The sequence below is a fragment of the Desulfosporosinus lacus DSM 15449 genome (assembly GCF_900129935.1).
Lineage (GTDB): Bacteria > Bacillota > Desulfitobacteriia > Desulfitobacteriales > Desulfitobacteriaceae > Desulfosporosinus > Desulfosporosinus lacus.
The window spans coordinates 23,568-36,805 of the sequence record NZ_FQXJ01000013.1 but is presented as its reverse complement, the minus strand read 5'-3'; the positions used below and the strand labels follow the sequence as shown (position 1 = coordinate 36,805).

General features: G+C 40.7%; 15 protein-coding genes. 13 read left to right on the top strand and 2 right to left on the bottom strand.

Annotation, left to right across the window (positions count from 1 at the left end):
• Positions 1-67: 67 nt before the first annotated feature.
• On the bottom strand, positions 68-394 hold the full coding sequence (locus BUB11_RS16780; protein WP_073030915.1) for a DUF1904 domain-containing protein: 327 nt from the start codon (positions 392-394) through the stop codon (positions 68-70).
• A 242-nt stretch (positions 395-636) separates the two neighbouring features.
• Between BUB11_RS16780 and BUB11_RS16775 the strand changes: the two genes are divergently transcribed.
• The 8 genes from BUB11_RS16775 to BUB11_RS16740 all read left to right on the top strand — a co-directional run bounded on the left by BUB11_RS16775 (position 637) and on the right by BUB11_RS16740 (position 6,764).
• On the top strand, positions 637-1,044 hold the full coding sequence (locus BUB11_RS16775; protein WP_073030914.1) for a DUF2089 domain-containing protein: 408 nt from the start codon (positions 637-639) through the stop codon (positions 1,042-1,044).
• 55 nt (positions 1,045-1,099) lie between these two features.
• Positions 1,100-1,531, top strand: a complete 432-nt coding sequence (locus BUB11_RS16770; RefSeq protein ID WP_073030913.1) for an SHOCT-like domain-containing protein — start codon at positions 1,100-1,102, stop codon at positions 1,529-1,531.
• Entirely contained in the window at positions 1,521-1,847 is a 327-nt protein-coding gene (locus BUB11_RS16765; RefSeq protein ID WP_073030912.1) for a hypothetical protein, read from the top strand. Before BUB11_RS16770 ends, BUB11_RS16765 begins: the two co-directional genes overlap by 11 nt.
• Before the next feature lie 14 nt (positions 1,848-1,861).
• Positions 1,862-2,197: a phage holin family protein gene (locus BUB11_RS16760; RefSeq protein WP_073030911.1), complete on the top strand. Its 336-nt coding sequence runs from the start codon at positions 1,862-1,864 to the stop codon at positions 2,195-2,197.
• A gap of 207 nt (positions 2,198-2,404) precedes the next feature.
• Positions 2,405-3,715: an ABC1 kinase family protein gene (locus BUB11_RS16755; protein WP_073030910.1), complete on the top strand. Its 1,311-nt coding sequence runs from the start codon at positions 2,405-2,407 to the stop codon at positions 3,713-3,715.
• 237 nt (positions 3,716-3,952) lie between these two features.
• Positions 3,953-4,963 (top strand): class I SAM-dependent methyltransferase, encoded by a 1,011-nt coding sequence (locus BUB11_RS16750; RefSeq protein ID WP_073030909.1) that lies wholly within the window; start codon positions 3,953-3,955, stop codon positions 4,961-4,963.
• Positions 4,941-5,906, top strand: a complete 966-nt coding sequence (locus BUB11_RS16745) for an ABC transporter ATP-binding protein (RefSeq protein ID WP_345788586.1) — start codon at positions 4,941-4,943, stop codon at positions 5,904-5,906. The genes BUB11_RS16750 and BUB11_RS16745 overlap by 23 nt, the downstream gene beginning before the upstream one ends.
• 51 nt (positions 5,907-5,957) lie before the next feature.
• Positions 5,958-6,764: an ABC transporter permease subunit gene (locus tag BUB11_RS16740; RefSeq protein WP_073030907.1), complete on the top strand. Its 807-nt coding sequence runs from the start codon at positions 5,958-5,960 to the stop codon at positions 6,762-6,764.
• Between the two features lie 94 nt (positions 6,765-6,858).
• Here BUB11_RS16740 and BUB11_RS16735 read toward each other — a convergent pair whose 3' ends face one another.
• Positions 6,859-8,040: an MFS transporter gene (locus BUB11_RS16735; protein ID WP_073030906.1), complete on the bottom strand. Its 1,182-nt coding sequence runs from the start codon at positions 8,038-8,040 to the stop codon at positions 6,859-6,861.
• A 566-nt stretch (positions 8,041-8,606) separates the two neighbouring features.
• On the opposite strand from BUB11_RS16735, the gene BUB11_RS16730 reads away from it, so the two are divergent.
• From BUB11_RS16730 to ilvN, 5 genes are all read left to right on the top strand, one after another.
• The gene (locus BUB11_RS16730; RefSeq protein ID WP_073031005.1) at positions 8,607-8,990 is read left to right on the top strand and encodes a (deoxy)nucleoside triphosphate pyrophosphohydrolase; all 384 of its coding nucleotides are present in this window, start codon (positions 8,607-8,609) and stop codon (positions 8,988-8,990) included.
• Positions 8,991-9,019: 29 nt separating this feature from the next.
• Positions 9,020-10,183, top strand: coding sequence for a benzoate/H(+) symporter BenE family transporter (locus BUB11_RS16725; protein ID WP_073030905.1), 1,164 nt, complete (start codon positions 9,020-9,022; stop codon positions 10,181-10,183).
• An 80-nt stretch (positions 10,184-10,263) separates the two neighbouring features.
• Positions 10,264-10,818, top strand: a complete 555-nt coding sequence (locus BUB11_RS16720; RefSeq protein WP_073030904.1) for a hypothetical protein — start codon at positions 10,264-10,266, stop codon at positions 10,816-10,818.
• A 99-nt stretch (positions 10,819-10,917) separates the two neighbouring features.
• Positions 10,918-12,618, top strand: a complete 1,701-nt coding sequence (gene ilvB, locus BUB11_RS16715; protein WP_073030903.1) for a biosynthetic-type acetolactate synthase large subunit — start codon at positions 10,918-10,920, stop codon at positions 12,616-12,618.
• Positions 12,615-13,112 (top strand): acetolactate synthase small subunit, encoded by a 498-nt coding sequence (ilvN, locus tag BUB11_RS16710; protein WP_073030902.1) that lies wholly within the window; start codon positions 12,615-12,617, stop codon positions 13,110-13,112. The genes ilvB and ilvN overlap by 4 nt, the downstream gene beginning before the upstream one ends.
• Positions 13,113-13,238 lie beyond the last annotated feature (126 nt).

Here is a 13,238-nt window from a genome sequence, read left to right as displayed (position 1 = left end):
ATAAGTCGACTTTTTTCGTTTTCTCGTTCCGAATGCAGGGTTCATTGTATACCTTTAACCTTAAAAATCAGTAATGCTTTCCATTTTCATAGTAGCGGGGTTTCTCCAAGATCGTGAACATAATATCGACGCTGGGGCAACCAGCTTCATTCATTAATTTGCTGATGGTTTGAGCCACTTGATCTTGAATCTCTTGCCCTCGGTCAAACCAAGCGATCTCGACAAAAGGATAACTCGTTGCAACTTCCCCATCTAGGACAAAGGTTGAGTGAATCATTTCAAGGGTAAAGTCGTTCCTTGGAGATTGTGTCACTATTGTCAGTTCATCGATTAGTCGAGTGCTTAGTTTCCGTATCATGTCTATCACGATTCCACGGATCTTAATTTGAGGCATCATAATCTCTCCATAATATTTGATGATTCATCGTAATGCAGCTAGTCTCTCCGGAGGCCAGCTGCATTATGATTACTCGAACGGTATGGTTAATTATACTGCATAGAGGACAAATCATCTATATATTAATAATGTTAATATACATATTAAATATATTGAATAAATAATTGACATAATTAATATATTGATTTATTATTTAATTGCAGAGAAGTGCAATAATACATGACGCAGAGGTGATATCTTTGTCTTATCAGATGCCCCATCAGTGTCCAGTGTGCAATCATGAAATGAAGATTAGTAAGCTTACTTGTACATACTGTCCTACTAAAATTGAAGGGGAGTTCAGTTCGTGTAAGTTTTGTCGGTTGCCTGCAGAACAGTTAGTTTTCATGGAGGCATTTATTAAGTGCCGAGGGAATATCAAAGAGGTGGAAAAAGAGTTGGGTATTTCTTATCCGACGGTACGCAGTCGCTTGGACAGTGTTATTGAGGCGCTTGGATACGGAGTGGATAAGGAAAAAGACACTGAGAATGGAAAAGGGAACTCCCCTGAGGAAAGTTTGCGCCGTCAGGAGATACTAGAGGCTCTTGAGCGGGGAGAAATATCGGCTCAAGAAGCTACACGACAGATGAGGGAAAGTAATAAGTAACACTTGAGTTATAGTTAGTTTTGAAAGTCCAATTGCGTTGAAAGGAGAGTTGTATATGAGTAGTGAAAAGATGAAAATTCTCGAGATGATTCAAGAAGGGAAGCTGACAGCCGCAGAAGGTATGGATTTACTTAAGGCAATTGAGGAGGGAAATTCCCATAAGGAGGCCTCGCATATCAAAAAAGACATATTGTCGGGAGGAGAACGCTTCTTGCGGGTTCGAGTAGTTGGTGAGAAAACATTGAAGGTGAATGTGAATGTCCCTTTAAGTCTGATACATTCTGCTTCCAAACTTGTGGTTTATGCAATGAGTTTTATTCCAGCAGACAAGCGCGCGGAGTTGGAGATGAAGGGCCTTGATTTACATGACATAGATGTGGAGGGACTTGCAAGTATAATTGAAGAAAGCCTAGATGGTAAAATCGTAGACGTGGAAGTTGCTGATCCAGTAGAGGGAAGAATCAAGGTGGAAGTGTATGTGGACTAAAACAGCCATGCTGTTAATAGTCCAAGTTAAAACTCAAAAGCATAGGGGATTAAGATTGCCGATACCTGTCTGGGTTGTAGATGAAGTCTTCATGGCTCTTACCAACTTAGCTTGGGTTGGGGAAATAGCTTTAAAACATATTCCACTTCCTCGAGATGAGAAGGATCGAAAACATTTGAATTGGGTTAAAACATTTTCTCCAAGTGGAATTATCTCTGTGGCGCATGCCGTCAGCAAAGATTTACGGAAATATAAAGGGCTGGATGTCGTCGATGTTAAGTCAGGAGATATTCAGGTCAAAATTAGCTTAAGGTGAACGGAGGGAAGAGATTGAAACTACAAATCTATCGTCTTCTGGTCAATGCACTTGTGTTTTTTGTTGCAGCCCGGTTTTTGCCTATAGAAGCGGCAACCCTGCTCCATTTTATCGGAGCGGGAATGGTCCTGGGTCTTGTCAATTTAATCATTCGTCCATTGTTGATCATATTGACTATTCCGCTGAATCTATTAACCTTAGGAGTTTTCACACTTGTGATTAATACTTGGATGATCTTGCTTACCAGTGCGCTATTCCCAGGATTTGCAGTGCATGGGTTTGGTGTCGCCTTTCTTGTGTCAATTATGGTATCCTTAGCCAACTGGGGTTTTATAAAGATAACTCGTTAAAAATCCCAATAGTCTCTCAAGAATTTAGAAGCAATTACAAAACCTGATTAAGAGCTGGAGAATAAATTGATAACATCAATTTGTTCTCCAGTTTTTCATTTAGACTATTAAAGTTGAGTTAAAGACTCTAGGGCGCGGAATCGTTGTCACGTTATGCTAATAGTTCCATTACTATATAAGTAGCCTAAAGAAACGGGGAGTTTCAGTATGTTTGGAATACCGGAGAGACATTTTGCACGTTACTACGAGATCCTTTCCGTACTCGTCAGACATGGATTCGGATATTTGCTTATCCCTGGAAATTTAAACACAATGCAGGAGAAAAACTTAGGAATTGTTGGAGTTCATCTGAGAAAGGCCTTCGAGGAACTGGGCGCGGCTTTTATTAAGATTGGACAAATAGCGTGTACTCGGTCCGATTTACTTCCGCAACCTATAATTCGCGAATTAGAGAAACTCCAAGACCGTGTTCCCCCGCTTTCCTTTGGAATAGTATGCAGAGTAGTCGAGGATTCTTTAGAGTCCAGTATGGAGTCAGTCTTTAAAGAATTTGATCCTATTCCGCTTGCAGCGGCGTCGATTGGTCAAGTACATCGGGCAGTATTGCATAATGGGGAAAGGGTGGCAGTAAAAGTACTGCGACCATTTCTTCGCGAGACCGTTAAAATAGATTTGGAAATTTTCCAAGTCCTTATCAGCCGAATTGAACAAAGAACTCAGTGGGGAAAACGCTATCCTATTCGCTTGATATTTGAGGAGTTTTCCGAGACGATCAAAGGGGAATTGAATTTTCTTAATGAAGGGAAAAATGCCGAAAAAATTTCAAAATCTTGTAAGGGAAATTCTGATTTAGTAATTCCGAAGATTTATTGGGAATTGACTTATCCTTCAGTTTTAACAATGGAGTATATTTCAGGGATTCCATTGCTAAAAGTTACACGGGAAACCACTTATAATACTCAACGAATCGGCGATCGATTAAGTAAAGCGCTTCTTCATCAAATTTTTCTGGATGGGAGTTACCATGGTGATCCTCATCCTGGTAATATTCTTATTTTGCCCAACGATAAAATTGCCTTGATCGATTTCGGGATTTCCGGACATCTATCCCGTTCTATGAGAAATGAAATGTTGTCATTAGTTTCTGGACTCGTTCGAGGAAATGATGCATTGATTTTAAAGACTCTCTCGCAAATGGGGATAGTTGCTGATACAGTGGACCGAAAAATATTCCAAGCAGATATTGTTGCTTTACGCCATAAACATATGGACGTTACTCATAAGAGAGTTGAAATGGGGGAATCAATTCAGGACTTTTTTGATATTATTTTTCGGCATGGAATTCACATTCCTTCTGAATTTGTTCTCTTAGGTAAAACCTTGCTGACTCTGGAGAAAACTTTAAAAGAGATAGACCCTTCTATAAGCTTGCTTGAACAAGTTAAACCGATTAGTCAAAAATTCATTTGGAAGAAGTTGTTGATTGGAAATATATGGAGGTTTTTTCGGAGGGGCTAGAGAGACAGACACTACTGTTTAGTAATAAACATAAAGTAAAGTATAGATAGGTTGCAAAACAGGCAACTTAAGCGCACCACTGATCAAACAAGAATAAGCTTTAAGGCATAAAGTATAAAGTGACTTTGCCAGTCAAAATACGATTTTTAGAAGTATATTAGAACTTTACTAGCGCTGGCGCCTGAAGGACTGGCGCTAGCCGAATTTTCTAACGAATATTTTAGATGAGGTGGACCCATGCAAATAGGAATGTTGGCGCTTCTCGGAAAAACAGTTTCGCTCATGGAAAATTTAGGGTTTCTATGGCTTGTTCATACTGGGTATGAACTTAATCTTTGGGAACGCCTTCTGAAAGAAGAGACTAAAGAGAATATACTGGCAGAAAACCCAAATTGGGACGCGCTTTTACTGGATCATTGGCTGGAACAGGCTAAGAGTCAAGAACTCATAGTTTTCACTAATGGAAGATATCAACTGAGTAAAACAGGCAGAGCCATTCATGATTACCGTGACTATGGCCTAGAAGCGATGTATAAAGAGTTTGCCCTTCATTGGGGGCCTTGTTTTGCGCAATTGCCTGATTTAATTAAGAGTAAAATTCCTCGGGGACAGATGGATAGTGAAATGGAAAATGAGCTCATCTCCAGAGCCTCTAAATCTTCAGAACTATTTGTCTGGCCGGTGCTTAAGGGGAAATGTGAAAAGGATCGTTGGTATAACGTTTTAGATGCAGGCTGCGGGGAAGCAGTGTTGCTACAAAGATTGGCCGAAGAATTTCCGAGATTAAGAGGAGTGGGTCTTGAGATTAATCCCTCCATAGCTAATCGGGCTGGAGTTGCAACGGAATCTTATCAAGGGCGAATTCGAATCGAGTCGATGGATGTTTTTGAGTTCAAAGATACTCCGGGAACGTATGATTGTTGTCTGCTTAATAACAATATCTACTATTTCGACGGTGAAAAACGCAGGGAACTTTTAAATTCGCTGATGCAACTATTAAGACCAGGCGGACAAATCGGGATTTTGACAGCTCTGCGCGGAGGAGCTCCTGCTTTTCAAATATTCAAGACCCATATTCCACAAAATTTAATGAGCTTTTTTCTGGCCTGTCATGAGGGTTTTGAGGGATTACCTTTGGAAGAAGAGATGTTGGATCTCTTAGAACGAACTGGTTTTAGTCAGATTGAAGTGATTCCGTTACCTTTTAAAGTCTCTCATTATTTCTTTGCCAGAAAGCCGTTGGAGTGAAAAATCAACTCAGTATCTTGAAATTCAAGTTCTTAAAGAAGAGGTTTTACTAAGGAAGAGTGAAGAAATGATTGAGGTTAAAGAACTCAACAAATTGTATTCTGAAGGACGAGGAGTAAGGAATCTTAATTTTCAAGTTGATGCTGGAAAAGCGTTTGGGTTTCTTGGACCGAATGGGGCAGGGAAGACAACGACCATTCGTCTTCTAATGGGATTTTTAAAGCCGGATTCAGGACGAGTAACTATAAATGAAATTGATTGCTGGAAAGAAAAAGCAGAAGTTAAAAAGATCATCAGCTACCTGCCGGGCGAACTTCATTTTATGGAGAGCTTAACAGCCCTTGACTTCTTAGATCTCATTGCCAGAATGCATGGCAATAAACGGCAAATAAAGAGGAATCGAGATTATTTAGCAAGTGCCCTGGAATTGGATCTAAAAATTCTCATTCGGAAGATGTCTAAGGGGATGAAGCAGAAGTTAGGGATAATTGCGGCCTTAATGTTGGATAAGAAAGTTCTTATTTTTGACGAACCGACTTCCGGATTAGACCCTTTAATGCAAAAAGTATTTATTGATTTAATCCTGGGGGAAAAGAAAAGAGGAAAGACTTTGTTTATGTCTTCCCACCAATTTGTGGAGATTGATCGCACATGTGAACACGTTGGAATAATTCGTGAGGGAGAACTTTTAACCATTCAGAGTATCTCTCAGCTTAGAGATGCGGAGCATCAAACGTTTGAAATTGAAGTCGAGAAAGAAGAGGAATTAGAGTTTCTTAAACAAAGGCAACTAAATCTAGTCAATATTCAGGAGAAATCCTGTATGATCCGTGTTACGGGTGAAATGGATAAACTATGGCTGGCTCTGACTCAGGTTCATGTAATAAGCTTTAGGCAACGTTCTTTGGAGTTAGAAGAGGCCTTTATGGATTTTTATCGGTAGTTCTCGCGGTTTTAACGAGAGACTAAAGTTACAACTTAAGGTGGGGTGACTATGAATAGAGCATTGTTTCGGGCAATGTTTAAACAACACCGCAAGAAAATAGCCGCGATTTCCACAGGGATTTTTCTCTACGAGGGACTTCTGACATGGGTTTACCCTGTAGTTGCTAAGAATCCGGCGGTAGCACAGGTGGCAGAGTCTATTCCATCTGCTGTAAAGACGGTGTTCGGAGTTCCTGAAAATGCACGTACAGATACATTTGAAGCCTTTATTTCAGGCCAGTTTTTTTCAAGGATCTGGGTTATGCTCATGGCCTTTCATGGAATTCAAACTGCAAATGCCCTGTTAGCCAAAATGATCGATGATTGCTCTTTGGCACTTCTTCTATCTACACCAGTATCTCGAGGTGAGATTCTATCAACTCAGGCTGGAGTGTTAGTGAGCTCAGGAGCTGTTTTAGTTGCTGTCACAATCGGGGGACTCTTTTTCGGTACTTCTCGTTTTGGAATTCCAATCAACCATGGAAATTATATCCTCTTAGGAATCTTAGGGCTTGCATTATTCACGCTGATTGAACTCTATAGTCTATTCTTCTCAGCGTGGTTAGTTGAAGAAGAACGTGCTGTAACTTATGCAGCGGGGTTAACCCTGTTATTTTACAGTCTGGATATCGCAGGTGGACTCAGTGATAAATATTCTTGGCTGAGAAACCTCTCTCTCTTCCGGTGGTATCAGCCCCAATCTATATTAGAAGGAACTACAAACCCAACAGGGCCGATTATAGGGCTTAATGTCTGTTCAGCAGTCCTCTGGTATTACGCAAAAAGAGTGTTTGAGAGACAGGATCTTGCAATTTAGTTTATGCTAGTGAAAATACTCCCCTTGAGAAGATAGTATTTTATAATCTTGCTTCCTTGGGGATTATAGATAAGGTCAGGTTCTTATTTCTTGGTTATAAGGGCAATTTTTTGCGGAGTAAGGCATAGTACATAACTAGTGCAAACAGTGCAAAAATCGCAGAGCTGCCGTACATGTATACGTAGCTCGTTTTTTGTGCTAAGAATCCGAGAGCGACAGCACCTAACCCAATACCCAAGTCCATTGCTACAGCAAATGTTGCATTCGCGGCGCCTCTGCGTTCGGGTGGAGATAAGGATATAACCAAGGCGTTTAAAATTGGCTGTACGGTTCCAAAGCCAAGGCCGTAAACAACAGCTACCAGTAGAAACATTGGCAAGGAAGATGCTTTAACTAACAAAAGCAAAGCGATACCTATCAATAATATTCCGGGAACCAGAAATTTACGAACACCATACCGGTCTGCCAGTTTTCCGATGAGTGGGCGGCTAAATAATAAGACCAAGGCATAGACAGTAAAGAAGATGCCAATGTTCTTTACTCCGCGGGAGTCTGCGTATAAAGGCAAAAAGGTTATTATACCACCGTAGGTAAGGGTGATAAAGAACAAAACCAAGGCTGGTGGCAAGGCGGTTTTCTCTAAGATTACACCTTTTACAACGGGTGATTTATTTTCTGTCTGAGTTTTTATTCGTGGTATTTCATAATTAATAAAAAAGGAACCTACTAATCCGAGGCTGGCCAAAATCGCTGAGCTTGTGAACAAAACAGAGTAATTGCTGTACTTGATTAAGTATAGTCCTAAAGCTGGCCCGAGAGACATCGCGATTGTGGCAGCAATTCCATAATAACCCATTCCTTCAGCTCGTCTGGAAGCCGGTATAACATCTGATGCCATTGTTCCAGTGGCGGTAGTGGATGCACCCCATCCAATACCGTGAACTATTCTTAGCGCCAGTAAGCTAAGAATAGTAAAGGCAAAGTTGTAGGCAAGTACTGAAACTAGAAAAATACTAACCCCAATGATAAGAATTATTCTTCTACCCTTCCGGTCAAGCAAATTTCCAAACCATGGGCGTACTAAGACTGCAGAAAGCGTAAAGATTCCAACGATTGTTCCTGCTATTGTTTCATTACCTCCAAGGGTTTGAGCATATAAAGGGAGCGTCGGCAACAGCATATACATCGACAGAAACATCAGAAATGACACAGATAGAATTAGAAAGAAAGTTTTATTCCATATACGATCATTTGCCAGGGAATTAGCTCTAGACATCAGGACCCCTCCTCATGGTTATTATATTCCAGAAATAACTTAACAATTAGCAGCAATTTTAAATGGTTTTACTGACAAAATAAATATACTATTAAAAGGTTGCTACGACAACTATTTATTTACTAGAATAAAGTTTCACTCGATGGGAGAATTTATCCGATCCTTAGACTCTCTCTTATTCAAGTGGGAGTCGGTCCTCGTGCTCTGCTTCGGTGGGAAAAGAGTCCCTCACTTAAGACTCGATGTTCAGCTTTAGCTGGACGAGTTCACTAAGGAAAACTCTATAATACATGCAATAAATGTAAAGATTTGTGTAGTTGATGCAGGATTTTTATATTTTATGATGAAAAATACAAATGGAGGTCTATGACTTTCGCTGAGTTAGTTAAGTTGTTTCAAACTTAACTCTGAAATTTATTTAGAAAGCAGGATCGTCGCTGTATTGGATGCAGATGTTTATTTCGCTTTTTGATACTGTCAGATAGTATAATTGATCTGTTACTAGTCAAGTATCTTAAGAATTAGATGACAATTGTCAGATGTTGGGAAAGGTTGAGACGACTATTATGAGAGAAGTAACAGCAGCAATTATCGTGAAGAACGATCAGGTCCTGATTGCTCAACGGGCAGATAATGATAAATTAGCAGGCAAATGGGAGTTCCCGGGTGGTAAGATTGAACCTGGTGAGAGTCTGCAAGAATGCTTAAAACGTGAGATTAACGAAGAATTAGACGTTGAGATAGACGTTTTGGATTTCTTTGGTGAGAGTATTTATACGTATCAAACTGGAAGCATCAAACTAATGGCTTTTTGGTGTAAGTGGATTTCTGGAAACTTCACGCTAAAAGTGCACAGCAAAATCGCCTGGGCTCATTCGTATGAATTAGACTTATATGAGTTTGCTCCTGCGGATATTCCCCTAGTGGAGAAATTAAAACAATCCTTATGATTGTCGGAAAAACAATAGGAGATTAATACATGAGAACTTTAGGAGATTTGAATTATAAAAATTTTGTTGCAGGAATTGCATCTGGTCTCTTAGCCATAACTGGTCCACCAGTCATTATTTTAGAAGCCGCATCTAAGGGTAACTTTACAATGAACCAGACTATTCTTTGGATGTTCTCTGTCTATGTCTTCGGTGGGCTTTATAGTATTCTGATCCCCCTGTATTATCGTATGCCGATTGTTGGTGCCCACTCTATTACTGGGGTTGCATTTCTAGCAACCGTAACAACCCAATTTACATATCATCAGCTTATCGGGTCCTATATTTTTGCAGGGCTGTTGATGCTAATGATTGGCTGTCTGGGTGTTTTTTCTAAACTGCTCGAATATGTCCCCAAACAAATCATTTCTGTGATGCTAGCGGGAATGATTACAAAGTACATGGTGACTTTCGCAACTTCTATCCACCAACTACCACTGGTTGGTGGAGTATCTCTTGTCGCATTCCTTATTTTTAGCAAATGGAATAAGCGGATTCCGCCAATGGTTGCGGCTATTATGACAGGATTTACATTGTTACTTATAACACAACCGTTAAATAGTGGTGCATTGGTATCATCATTTATCTTTCCAACGCCTCAATATCCGGTTTTTAACCCACTAAGCTTCCTTTCTGTTTCAATCCCCCTTGCTCTGCTTATTTTGAGTAATGATGCTGCGGTTGGGATTGGGGCTTTAGAACAAAACCATTATCGCCCTCCCGTAAATCGGATTATAGCTTTAAGTGGTATTTTTTCGATTATTACCAGTTTCTTTGGAGGACAATCGGCTAATGTAGCAGGAATGATGACAGCGATTTGTTCGGATGAAGAGGCCGGTCCGCAGAAGAAACGTTATATGGGAGCGGTCGTTTCAGGGGTTATCATCCTATTATTCGGTCTGTTTGCCTGGAAGCTGGTTCCCTGGATTCAAGCCTTGCCTTCGGCGTTTGTTTCAATACTTGTAGGCTTCGCCCTAATAGGTGTGTTTGGAAATAGTTTATCCGTAGGTTTCTCCAAGCCAACAATGAAATTGAGTGCGGCATTTACGTTTGTCATTGCCGTATCGAATATTACGATCTTTAATATTAGCGCTCCGGTATGGGCTTTGGTTATGGGCACCGTAATCGCACGTTATGTTGAAACGGATTTATGAATGCGGCTGTCCTCTCTATGGTGCACCTTTTTATGCTATAATTGTTAATAGGAATAAAGTGAATTTTGGGGAGTGTATATATGTTTTTTCTAAAAAAAAGGGTCACACTAGATGCCTTTATTAGAATGATCGCAAGCGAAGTTTTAAGCGTACCTCAGCATAATTATGAAAATTATCTAACTATCGATCCGGATTCCATATTGTCCCAAAGGGAATACGAGGAGTTTACTAAAAACTTGTATTCTTTAAGACTCCTTCTGCTTTATGCCTGGTTAATTGACAGTAAGAATAGAGGACTAATTAAATTTAGATTGGAAGACTTAAGGCAAACATTTGTCCAAACTTTGCAATTATCCTACCAAGATAATGCTTTAGACCAAGATGAGGCTCTGAAACGTTCAGAAGTTTTCAGTAGTGAGTTAAATGATTTCTCAAGTTATCTTGAAACAATACCAGAAAAGGACTTGGTAAAGGATGGGTTCATAGCTTATGCCTGTTTATATTTTACGTCTAAGTTTACAGAACCTTTAGAGAAAAGCGTAAAGAATGGAATGCTGGTCTCGCTTATTAATTCGCAACGGATGCTGATGAAAGGATATCTCGGGCAAGCCGTTAAAAAAGTCAAGATTATTTGATATATTCCAAGGTAAGGTTGTTCTAAGTCATTGTGGATTTAGAATATTCGGTTCGCAATAATAGGTTGTTATAGAGAAAAGAAAGTGAGGGTTACTGATTTGATAATGACAGGAGCAGAGGCAATTATACAATCCCTAAAAAATGAAAACGTTGATGTGGTGTTCGGCTATCCCGGCGGGGCAGTGCTGACGCTTTATGATGCTTTGTACCAAGCTGACTTTAGGCATATACTCACTAAACATGAGCAAGGATCGGTCCATGCGGCTGACGGTTATGCAAGAGCTACGGGTAAAGTCGGAGTTGTTATCGCAACCTCCGGACCGGGGGCAACAAATCTCATAACCGGAATTGCAACAGCCTATATGGATTCTATTCCTTTAGTGGCTATTACGGGTCAAGTTTCAGTTCCTCTGATTGGCAGAGATTCCTTTCAAGAAGCAGACATTCGGGGCATCACAACCCCTATTACTAAACACAATTATTTGGTAAAGAAGGTTGAGGATTTACCAGGAGCACTTAAAGAAGCCTTTCATATTGCGCGAACAGGAAGACCGGGCCCTGTGGTTGTTGATATTGCTAAAGATGTCTTTGCAGCTTCTTTTGATTACCAATATCCCAATGAGGTTAAGTTGCGTGGCTATCGCCCTGTGTGTGAAGGCGATTCTGAAATGATCGATAAGGTCTTTGCTGAAATGAAGTTAGCACGGAAGCCTCTAATTTTTGTTGGAGGCGGGGTCAATCTATCTGATTCATCTGAGGAGTTAAAAGCTTTAATCGAACAGAGCGGGTTTCCGGTTATTTCAACATTGATGGGCTTAGGATGTGTACCCAATGAACATCCTCAATTCTTAGGCATGGTTGGAATGCATGGAACTTATGCAGCGAATATGGCTACAACGGAATGTGATTTGCTTATTGGAATTGGGGTTCGTTTTGATGACAGAGTGACTGGGCTCCTGAGTGAGTTTGCTGCGAAAGCTAAAATTATCCATTTTGACATCGATCCGGCCGAAATCAATAAAAATGTTTTAGCACACTTGCGCATAGTCGGGGATATGAGATGGTCAATTCCAGCCCTGTCTCAACGAGTTAAGGATGTCTCTGCCGAGCTAACAGAGCAAGTTCGACCTTGGCTGGAGAAAGTGCGTAACTGGCATCAAGAAAAGCCTTTGACCTACGAACAAGGCCCAGATGTTGTTATGCCGCAAGCAGTTGTCGAAAAAGTTAGTCGGTTGACTCAAGGTGATGCTGTAATTGTTACGGACGTAGGCCAACACCAGATGTGGGTTGCACAATTCTACGGCTTTAAAAATCCCCGCTCATTGCTCACGTCAGGAGGGCTTGGGACGATGGGCTATGGTCTGCCGGCTGCTTTAGGTGCCCAATGTGGTTTGCCGGATAGACCAGTTATCCTCTTCGTCGGTGATGGTGGAATCATGATGAATTGTCAGGAGTTAGCAGCTGTTGCAGAGTATAATTTCCCGGTTAAAGTCCTTATCTTTAATAATCAGTGTTTAGGAATGGTTGCTCAATGGCAGAGAATGTTTTACGGCGGACGCTATTCCCATACGAGTTTAAAAGGCTCAACGACTGATTTTGTTAAATTGGCTGAAGCGATGGGTGTAGCTGGTTTGAGAGTGACTAAGCCTGAGGAGCTGGAAAAAGTTCTGGAACAAGCGTTGGCGATTCCTGGTCCGGTGGTCGTGGACATTCGGATCCCGGAAGTGTTAGATGTATTGCCTATGGTTCCGGCAGGTGCATGTCTAGATCAGATGATGATGGGAGGAGCAGAGGAATGAAGCATACACTTGCTGTATTAGTAGAAAATAAACCTGGAGTTTTAACCCATATTTCCGGACTTATTAGCCGAAGAGCTTTTAATATTGAAAGTATCGCGGCTGGTTACACTGAAGAACCAGATACCACCAGAATTACGATTGTGGTTGAGGGGAATGAAATCGAACAGGAACAAGTTGTTAATCAGTTGTCAAAATTAATAGATGTTATAAAAATCAGTGATCTTACTGCAGTAGAGTCAATTCAACGAGAATTAGCCTTGATTAAGGTCAAGGCAAGTGCTGCTACACGTTCAGATATCATTAATATAGTGGAGATTTTTCGAGCAAGTATCGTTGATGTTAACAGAGAAACGATGGTTATCGAACTTTCAGGGGATGAGACAAAGATTGATGCCCTCTGCCAAGTCTTAGAAGATGATCATGGCATTATTGAAATAGTCCGCACTGGTAAGATTGCTCTTTCGCGAGGGCCTGTCCCGGCAAAAGATCAGTAAGTAATGCGGTGCATTGAAGCGGAAGATCTAGGGAGTAACCCCAAAATAATAGTCATAAAAATAGCGCCTACTCATGAAGAATAAAAAGAACGTGGTGTTACGCAAGTTAATGCGAGACACCACGTT

Bases quoted from the DNA above. Each gene is read 5' to 3' on its own strand.
- BUB11_RS16770 (WP_073030913.1), top strand. From the start codon at position 1,100: ATGAGTAGTGAAAAGATGAAAATTCTCGAGATGATTCAAGAAGGGAAG.
- BUB11_RS16780 (WP_073030915.1), bottom strand. From the start codon at position 394: ATGCCTCAAATTAAGATCCGTGGAATCGTGATAGACATGATACGGAAA.
- BUB11_RS16725 (WP_073030905.1), top strand. From the start codon at position 9,020: ATGAGAACTTTAGGAGATTTGAATTATAAAAATTTTGTTGCAGGAATT.
- BUB11_RS16735 (WP_073030906.1), bottom strand. From the start codon at position 8,040: ATGTCTAGAGCTAATTCCCTGGCAAATGATCGTATATGGAATAAAACT.
- BUB11_RS16730 (WP_073031005.1), top strand. From the start codon at position 8,607: ATGAGAGAAGTAACAGCAGCAATTATCGTGAAGAACGATCAGGTCCTG.
- BUB11_RS16765 (WP_073030912.1), top strand. From the start codon at position 1,521: ATGTGGACTAAAACAGCCATGCTGTTAATAGTCCAAGTTAAAACTCAA.
- ilvN (WP_073030902.1), top strand. From the start codon at position 12,615: ATGAAGCATACACTTGCTGTATTAGTAGAAAATAAACCTGGAGTTTTA.
- BUB11_RS16720 (WP_073030904.1), top strand. From the start codon at position 10,264: ATGTTTTTTCTAAAAAAAAGGGTCACACTAGATGCCTTTATTAGAATG.
- BUB11_RS16740 (WP_073030907.1), top strand. From the start codon at position 5,958: ATGAATAGAGCATTGTTTCGGGCAATGTTTAAACAACACCGCAAGAAA.
- BUB11_RS16755 (WP_073030910.1), top strand. From the start codon at position 2,405: ATGTTTGGAATACCGGAGAGACATTTTGCACGTTACTACGAGATCCTT.
- BUB11_RS16750 (WP_073030909.1), top strand. From the start codon at position 3,953: ATGCAAATAGGAATGTTGGCGCTTCTCGGAAAAACAGTTTCGCTCATG.